This window comes from Blautia sp. MSK20_18, from assembly GCF_020553125.1.
Taxonomy (GTDB): Bacteria; Bacillota; Clostridia; order Lachnospirales; family Lachnospiraceae; genus Blautia_A; species Blautia_A fusiformis.
In genome coordinates, this window is sequence record NZ_JAJCGR010000035.1 from 25,578 (window position 1) to 31,586 (window position 6,009).

The 6,009-nt window shown below is 40.6% G+C and carries 5 protein-coding genes; all 5 read left to right on the forward strand.

Going from position 1 to position 6,009, the window contains the following annotated elements:
• Nucleotides 1–29: 29 nt before the first annotated feature.
• Nucleotides 30–1,172: a hypothetical protein gene (locus tag LI091_RS15210; RefSeq protein WP_173734398.1), complete on the forward strand. Its 1,143-nt coding sequence runs from the start codon at nucleotides 30–32 to the stop codon at nucleotides 1,170–1,172.
• Nucleotides 1,172–2,155 (forward strand): hypothetical protein, encoded by a 984-nt coding sequence (locus LI091_RS15215; protein ID WP_173734399.1) that lies wholly within the window; start codon nucleotides 1,172–1,174, stop codon nucleotides 2,153–2,155. Before LI091_RS15210 ends, LI091_RS15215 begins: the two co-directional genes overlap by 1 nt.
• A gap of 286 nt (nucleotides 2,156–2,441) precedes the next feature.
• The gene (locus LI091_RS15220; RefSeq protein ID WP_173734400.1) at nucleotides 2,442–3,197 is read left to right on the forward strand and encodes a hypothetical protein; all 756 of its coding nucleotides are present in this window, start codon (nucleotides 2,442–2,444) and stop codon (nucleotides 3,195–3,197) included.
• Nucleotides 3,198–3,262: 65 nt separating this feature from the next.
• A complete protein-coding gene (locus LI091_RS15225) occupies nucleotides 3,263–3,481 on the forward strand; it encodes a hypothetical protein (protein WP_173734401.1) in 219 nt (72 codons plus the stop codon).
• A 1,631-nt stretch (nucleotides 3,482–5,112) separates the two neighbouring features.
• Complete coding sequence (locus LI091_RS15230; protein ID WP_173734402.1) at nucleotides 5,113–5,910, forward strand: hypothetical protein; 798 nt, start codon at nucleotides 5,113–5,115, stop codon at nucleotides 5,908–5,910.
• Nucleotides 5,911–6,009 lie beyond the last annotated feature (99 nt).

The following is a 6,009-nucleotide window of genomic DNA, read 5'->3' on the forward strand; positions in this document are numbered from 1 at the left end:
CTATCAGATAGAAAGACGAGGAAACTAATATGAATGAAAATAATATTGAAACTATTGATATGACCGAAATGCAGAAAGGAAGAAACAGCAATAATGAGAAGGATAACGGTGGCTTAAATCTATCTTTCTTTGATGATATGGAAAATACCTTTAACACTTACAGAAAGTTCTGCCAGGAAACACGTGATATGGTGAAAGATGCAGCTAAAAACGCAATTGCCAAGGCAGGTCTTGGGCATATAACCTTTTCTGTGCATAATGCAGACGCTTTCAAAGATAGCATTGTAAATAACAAACTGCGGCTTCGTGGCGTTACGCTGTCTGGAAGAGATGAAACCTATACGTACATCCTGGCTATCGTATCGCGCTACGAAGATGAGGCCGAAGATATCTTCGACCTGGATGATGAAGAAGATTATGACGATTTAGATATCGACGAAGATTTGGACGAAATGTCTGATGAGATTGAATATCCAGACAATGTACAGATTACGCTATTTAAATATGACTCTGTTGATGAGGTGGCGCTTACAAGTTCAAAATATTTTCAGTATGATTTTGAATTTTCAAAATGGATTCCTGTAAACGTAGAGGATATTTCCGGGATTACTGCAAAACAGGAAAGCATCCTAACCGGAAATGACAAAGAATTGAGCCGGGTTCTTTCTGTATGCATTGACGGACTTGGCCCGATGACAAACAAGCAGTTTGAAAACCTACTGGCAGGAAATAAACCAATCATTGACCTTTACAAGCGCACATCGCGTTTTACTGATATAGAACTTTATGACCCGGATACAATCATCTTGATTCCATCAATGCAGTATGAGGGACTGTCCGTATCATATGAAGATGGAACATATCGCTTAAATTCCGTTTTTCTTGGTGAGGTCATTGAAACTGTTGCCAAAATTAAAAACATTGATGATATAGAAAATGTCCTTATTGAAATGGTCGACAAGCAGTTTTACGCCGATACAATTGTCGTGACACCGCTTTCCAGCAAGGCATTTTATGTTATCCGTTCAGATGGAGCATCAGAGTTTTTCTATCCGGCAGATAGAAAAAAGCCGGCTCCGACCGATGAGGAACGCAGGATTATGAATGAATATACGAAATATGTCAACGAATTTTACGCGAGGGAAGTCGCTGGAGGAGAGGAGGAGAGCTAATGGACAAAAAGACCGAAGTGAATCAAAGAGCCACCAAAAAGAATAGAAAAAGAGCTGTTCAGAAGTGGATAATGGCTATTGTAGCAGCCAGCATGGTTGCAAGCATGGTCGCCGGAGTTGTCGCTCCGGCTGTTTCGGCAAAGGCAGAGCCTCAGGCGCCTGCACAGACAGAAACTCCAAAAAAGAAAGGCACACCAGTAGGCACATGGTATGGAAAGATTTTCGGAATGTCAGTTGTGCTGAACCTAAAGGACGGAGGCGCATATTGTATAGACTTTGAGGGACGAAATGAAGAGACCGGAACATGGATAATGGATGGAGACAACGTCATCACAGATAAAGGGGACAACAGTGAAACGACATATATATTTAATGGGGACAGCCTCATCACGAAGGTTAAGGGGGCAAAAATGAAGCTAACAAAAGACGAAGATGTCTACTCCTCAGAATCTGATAAAACGCCAAATAAAAATGCTGATGAATCCGATTTTAACGGAGTTTGGGAAGCAGACTCTGTAAGTATTGGAAAACTTTCCGCTGAACCATCTACATTTGGAATTGCAAGTGCTTTTTTAAACATTAAAAATAAAAAAGTTGATATTTATATTGACAATACTTCATCGAACAATCCAATCCAGGCTGACGAACTGGACGGCTCTTTTGAGAACGGAACGCTAACCTGTGCAATAGAAAATAACGATAAGCCATTTATCCTGGATATGGTTTCCCTTAATGACAAGACTATTATATGTACTTTAAGGACTGATGATTATGAAATGCAGTTAAATATGAAAAAGAGCACGGAAAAAGAACTAAAAAAAGCAAAGAAGATGGCAGCCGCATCCGAGCAGAAGAGTAAGAAAAACGCCGATTCAGGTTCTGAACCAGATACAGACAACTATATCGATTCTGATGGCACCAGCACGGCAAAAACAAAAGATATCAAGCCTGGTACGGCTGGAGCAGCAGCACATACAAATTAATAAAATCTGGTAACGAGCCGGTAACGGCGAGTTATCAACGGAGAACGGGAAGTTCCCGACCGACAAAAAGCCGTCCGCGGGTCAAATGTTTCGGTTTTAACTTCGCACGTGGGTCAGAATCCCCGTTCGAAGTCTGGTTACGAACCGGAACGGCGAGTTATCAAAAAGAACCAAAAAAAAAGAAGAAGATACGTAATATGTATCTACTTCTTTTTTTTATGGTTCAATAAATCCTACATATTGTTATCGATAAAATAATTTTTCAAACATGAAAGGAAGAAAAAAAATGAAAAAAATCACAAAAAAAATGGTCACTGTTGTTATCGCTGCTTCTGTTGTTGCACTGTCTCCAGCTCAGACTTTTGCAAAAGACCCAACACCGGAAGAAACCGCTATGGAGTCATATGTATCTAATAGCGTTGTCGGAACATGGTATGGAACATGGGATGAAAGAGAAGCCGTTGTTGAGTTAAAAGATGATGGCGATTATTACATTCGTTTTACAGACGATGCTAAGCCTGGAGATGTTGTATTTACACAGGGCAAATGGTATGCAGACAACTTATCTGTAAGCTTCCTGGAAGCATTAGATAAGGATGTAGTCACAATGGATTACAACAACGTGACAGAAACCCTGCATAAAACAGGACCGGATGGAAACGATGAGGTGTTCTCAATGGAGAAAAACGATGACTATTCAGAAGAAGTGTCTTTTGATGGCATGTGGAAGGTCATTGATATCACCAGCAATCGTTTTCCAGTAGGGGCCGATTATGTTGAAAATGTGTTCGTGTCTATTATGGGTAATAAAATGGACGTTAATGTTCAGAGGCCGGATGGAAACGAGCTTGAGCTCAAAGACATCACATTAGAGACAGATGCGGACCTTGGCATCGCATCTTATGAAATGCATGACGAACTGCTTGGGTATAGTTCTAGCAAGATTGTTGATGGAACACTTATGTATGTTGCGGATGGCCATGTTGAAATGAGTGTTAAATTAAGCGGAAAGACACTTAGACTGACACTTGAAAGAATTTGATTTTTTCAGAGGGGATATAAAATAATCCCCTTTTATTTTTTTTCTAAACAGAGGAGGTAATCAATATGTTAAGTACAATTTTTATTATTTTAATGTTTGCTGTTGTCGTAGATTTTTTCTGGCTTGCAATTAAGCTGGCATGGAGTGTCGGAAAATTAATCCTTTCTTTTATCTTTTTTCCGGTCGCTATGATTCTTCTGGCAACAAGTGGGCTAATTACGGCAGCACTGATGATTCTTTTGATAGTTGGAATCATCGCGTTAATCTTTTCCTTTGCAAAATGAGAAAAAACATGCTTAGACGGCTCAAAAAGCCGTCTTTTTTATTTTTTGTATAGAATATTTTTCAGTGTTTATTTTTTCAAAAAAAATATTTTTATTTTTCGCACTTTTTTTATTTTATTTAGCATATTGGAATTGCACCGAAAAAATGATGCAAAAGAAACTCGTTAACGAAGACCATGATTCCGTTGCAACCTGGTCATATAAGACCGGCGGTTTTATGGGATTTTAAATAAAAAATAAAATCATGAGGCATCACCTGTTATCAGTACAGGGCGCAAACGGACGAACCGGAGCGTGATGAGAAACGAGATGCTGCTGTAGTAATACAGCAGGGATTGCCGTGGATTCCACGGGTGCTGCAGACGCAGCGTTTGACTGGTGTTTTTTGTTGCCAAAAAAAGAAAGAAAAAATAGCAACAAAAGAATACCAATATCTTCCTGGATAACAATTTATCAGTTAAAAAGGACGATATCATCAACAATTACTAAAACAACGTTAAGTGAACGGCCGAGCGGCAAGAAATCGGCGGGGACCAGCAGATAAGGCTTTGAATCAGCTGGGGCACCAAAGGGGTTAAGGCGCGTTTCAGGACCTCAATAAGCCTAAGGACACGTTGCAATGTCTAGATGTTGAAAAACACGTATATTCAGAAATAAATATAGGGTTAAACGTAGGACGCGGGGGCTCGCACGCAATTGCTGCGAATGCCGAGGATGCTTAACCTATGCGGAAGAACAGAGAAGAAGAGAATGTCTTCCGCATAAGTTAAGTATCCTGAACATGCTTAATGAACGAAAGTGAAGGATGTGAGGGGCGGCGAAAAATATAAGGTGACTTATATGACCACATCCGCAGAGAGTCGCGAGACTCACTGCAATAAGGCATGCGCTGCTAATAGCAGCGACTATTCAAAGCCGTCATGATATGCGAGGCGAACGACTCATTATACGGGTGTCATTACTTTTTGGAGTGGGCTGAGTGTGGATTGGCATAGTTTTTCTGGAAAAAGTAACTCTTTTTGTAGTTATTTTTTCTTCATATTCCTTCATAGGAGAAACTATGTCAACCCGCTCAGCTCACTCCTATTGCCGGGGTCATATGGCGCAAGCTCAAATTTATCGACAAAGTGTTACTTTTTTCGTATGTTAAACGTTGTGGAACACAAAACCCGGCAACTTAACGACTGCCACAGCGTCTGGTGTAGGTGAACGCCAGTTCACCGAAACAAATGCCAGATACCTAGTGTATACGACTGACTGCTGAGCGTTAGCCAATAACCAATAGAACATCGTAGAATTACATGCATGTCGCAGCATGAAAAACTGGGAGCGAATAGGCGTAAGCCTATTCAGCGACGCTCTAAATCTTTCAGATTTACTTGCTTGAAAAGCAAGTAAAGATGTGAAGATTTGAGCCATTACAAAATATTTATACACTCCATATTGGTTTGGCTCTAGCACAAATATTGGCAATAGGCTGGGTGTAGGAATAGAGTGGCGTAGCATGCAGGCAGCAATGGAAAAACAATGAGAAACTGTCTGGCTGTTGTGCGGCTGCTTTTTTTAAGACTCCGTGCGTTTTGCATATTAAACTTGTATAAAATTTTTGATACAAAGAAAGGAGCCTTATTATGGGTAAAATGTTTACAACAAAGAAGAGAGTAAGACCGGTATTCGTTGAGGATACAGACAAGACTATGTTTGCGGAGGTATGCCCGGCGTACGGACTTCCGGCAGATTTTTACGAGATGGGCGCTATGGATGAACTGGGCTTTTATTATGTCCTTAAAAGCCTCAAGAATGGAATGGCGGAGTTCTCTGACCTCAAAGGATATATGTTTTCTGTTCCATTTGAAGACGGCGTTAACATGATGATTCGCGAAGCACTCCAGGAGATTCACGAGCTTGCAGATAAAGCAGAAATGCTCGGTATAGAGGATATCAGGTCTTCTGCAGCAGTGAATGAGGCCAGAAGAGATATCCGTGCACGTATTGCAACCCTGAACGAATCAAAGAAGGTTGCAAATACGGACATGATGACCGTATTAAAGGATATGGGTCTTAATGAAGAAGGATACAGAGTTGGATGCCGGCTCAATGGGATTGTTTATGAATTCGTTTCATACCGTCCTGATGCTGGCGATAATCCTTATGTTCTTGAAAATGTGTCAAATAGAAATCCGATAAGTAGATACCGTTTTGTTTCTTTTGAAATGTTGTCAACGGCTATCAGAAACTACGCTTCAAGCGAAAAGGAAGATGGTGGAACTGCTGAATATTTCCGCTTGATGGCATTGGCTAAAAAGATGGTCCCGGTAGTAGAGAACATTGAAACCGTTGTGCCAAAGAAAGCCGATGCGGCTGTATTGCTGATAAAGGCTGAGACTCCAGTCACAACCGAAGAAAGCGGACAGCTGCGGTTTTGCTAATTATACAGAAAAGAACAAGTATATTTTTGTGCTTGTTCTTTTTTTTAGGATTTAAAGCGGGAATCCTCGGTTATTCTATATCCGAGATGAAAGCGCATA